This window comes from Azospirillum formosense (assembly GCF_013340925.1).
In the GTDB taxonomy this organism is placed as follows: domain Bacteria; phylum Pseudomonadota; class Alphaproteobacteria; order Azospirillales; family Azospirillaceae; genus Azospirillum; species Azospirillum formosense.
In genome coordinates this window covers 1-2,419 of sequence record NZ_WHOR01000449.1, presented here as the reverse complement: position 1 = coordinate 2,419, position 2,419 = coordinate 1, and the positions used below count along the sequence as shown (strand labels likewise).

The 2,419-nt window shown below is 70.6% G+C and carries 2 protein-coding genes and 1 pseudogene; 1 reads left to right on the top strand and 2 read right to left on the bottom strand.

Annotation, left to right across the window (positions count from 1 at the left end; all coding sequences use genetic code 11):
- Positions 1-16: 16 nt before the first annotated feature.
- Together GBZ26_RS28850 and mtgA are read right to left on the bottom strand one after the other, a co-directional pair.
- Positions 17-808: a hypothetical protein gene (locus GBZ26_RS28850; RefSeq protein WP_174441731.1), complete on the bottom strand. Its 792-nt coding sequence runs from the start codon at positions 806-808 to the stop codon at positions 17-19.
- Between the two features lie 154 nt (positions 809-962).
- A complete protein-coding gene (gene mtgA / locus GBZ26_RS28845; RefSeq protein ID WP_174441730.1) occupies positions 963-1,649 on the bottom strand; it encodes a monofunctional biosynthetic peptidoglycan transglycosylase in 687 nt (228 codons plus the stop codon).
- 118 nt (positions 1,650-1,767) lie between these two features.
- Here mtgA and GBZ26_RS28840 point away from each other — a divergent pair.
- Positions 1,768-2,419, top strand: a pseudogene (locus GBZ26_RS28840) (ATP-dependent DNA helicase); the annotation flags it as partial.

The following is a 2,419-nucleotide window of genomic DNA, read 5'->3' as shown; positions in this document are numbered from 1 at the left end:
GCATACGATGGGCGCGTTAGTCGCTGGGGCTCGGAGATGGGGATAAGAGACAGTCGCGGAACAGGGGCATGTCCTTCAGATCCTTGACGTAGCCGCCGGTGGCGACGGCCTCGGGCGACTTGTCCTTGAGGCGGTCCATGGCGCCCTTGATCATGGCGACCAGCGGGTTCTCGCTGTCGAGATCGTCCGGTTCCCGGCCGCTGCTCCGCATCGTCTGCTCATAGCCGAACTGGTTGGCGGCGCGTTGGACCGCCCAGTTGGCCGATGCCTTCTCCTCGTCGCTGACGCCCTCCAGGAAGGCGACGCCGGCCCGGAAGCGGGCGGCGTGATCGTTGCCCGCCGGGTCCGCGGCCATCATGGCTTGTCCCTGCTGTTGCGACATGATCGATTGGGCGGTGTCCTGCTCGTCCTTGGAAAAGCTGCCGTCGCTGTTGCTGGCGATGGCGAAGAGGGCGCGGCGGTCGAGCCCGCCATAGACGGTGTCCCAGCTTTCCTGGGTGGCGTGCATGTAGTCCATCGGCTTGCCGTTCGCGGTCAGCTCCGCGTATTTGGCGTCGATGGCCGCCCGCGCGTCCTTGGCGACGGTCGCGAAATCCTTCTTGCCCGCGGTCTGGGTCGCCGTCTGGGTCGTCAAGGACGCCTGGGCCGTTTCCGACAGCGTGACGACCGCAGCCGAATTGCGCGCGTCGGTGGAGGAGCCGCCGGTTGTGTCTTTTGTCCCCGCCGTGGCCTTGGAGGCGGGCGGTGTCGTCGCGATCAGGGTGGGCGGCTGCCGAGCCCCACCCACCGATGGCTCCATGACATTCATCAGACGGCCCTCCCGTTGCCGAGGCTTGCCAATAACGGAGCGTGTCGGCGCGCCGGAACACTCCGAACCCATGCAGGGCAATCGGAAAAGATTACCACCGGCTGTGTTGATGGTCGATTGCCAAGTTCACAGGTTGAGCGACGGCGACCGGTGCCTAACGGGCGCAATCGGCCAGCCCGTCCCGCTCCACCACCGCCATGCGCCGCTCGATGACGCCGGCCCGCCGCGCCACGTAGGCGCCGGGCGGGTTCGGGGACCAGTTGCGGGGGTTGGGCAGGACGACGGCCAGCAGGGCGGCCTCGCGGCGGGTCAGCGCCGATGCCGGCTTCTTGAAATGGTGGCGGGCGGCGGCCTCGGCGCCGTAGACGCCGTCGTCCCACTCCACGCTGTTCAGATAGACCTCCAGAATGCGGCTCTTCGGCCACAGCGTCTCGATCAGCAGGGTGAACCACGCCTCGATGCCCTTGCGGGTCCAGCTGCGGTCCGGCCAGAGGAAGGCGTTCTTGGCGGTCTGCTGGCTGATCGTGCTGCCGCCGCGCAGACGCCGGCCCTCCTCGTTGTCCTCGAAGGCGCCCTCGATGGCCGCCCAGTCGAAGCCGCCATGGCCGCAGAACAGCGTGTCCTCCGACGCGATGACCGCGCGGGCGAGGTGAGGGGAAATCTGCGACAGGGGCACCCAGTCGTGCGCCAGCCCGGAGCCCCCCGCGGCGCGGATCAGCATCAGCGGCGTGGCCGGCACCGGCACCACGCGGTAGAGCGCCGCCCAGCCGACGCTGAAGGCCACCAGGGCGACGGCCAGGGCCATCAGGAGTCTCAGCAGACGCCGGACCGGAAACCGCATGCGCTCGACCTCTCCTCTGCGACGCTCAAGGACGGGGGAGCACTTTCGAGGGGGCGGGCCGATCGGTCAACACGGGTTTGCTCGCATTGCGGCGGCGGGGGCCATTATACTGCGCGCCATGGATCTGACCTCGGCGCCCTCCCCCCCGTCCTTCAGCCTCGATGACGCGCCGGCCCTGGTCGCCGGCGCGCGGCGCGTGGTCCTGCTGACCGGAGACGGGGAGGTGGAGGAATTGCCGCCCGCCGCCGCGGCGAGGCGGGCGCGTTGCCAGCCACCCTTGGTCTGCCACGCGCGGGCGATGGCGCGGCGGCTGGGGACCGAGCCCTTCGCCGCCTTCGACCTGCTGGAGCTGTTCGCCTTCGTCCTGCCCGCCCGCTTCTGCGTGCCGACCCCGCGCGGATTGGCCGAGGCGCTGGACCTGCCGATCCCCGATGGGCTTGAGGACGACGCGCTGGCCCTGCACCGGGCGGTGCGCAAGCTGCTTGGCCTGCTCGGTGCGCCGGGGCGGGAGGAAGCCTCCGATCCCGTGGCCTTCGCCTGGGAGATGGGGCGCGCCGGCTGGCTGTGGGCGCCCGCCGTTCTGGCCGCTCTGGGAAAGCCGGACGGGCCGGAGAAGGGTGCGGCCCGCGCCGGCCTGCGCGTCTGGACCCGCATCAAGGAGTGGCAGGACGGCCCGCCCGAGCCGCCGCCCGCCCACCACCCGGTGGAGCCGGACGAGGCGCGACGCCGGCTGTCGGTGATGCTGGCGGCCAGCGTGCCCGGCAAGGTGG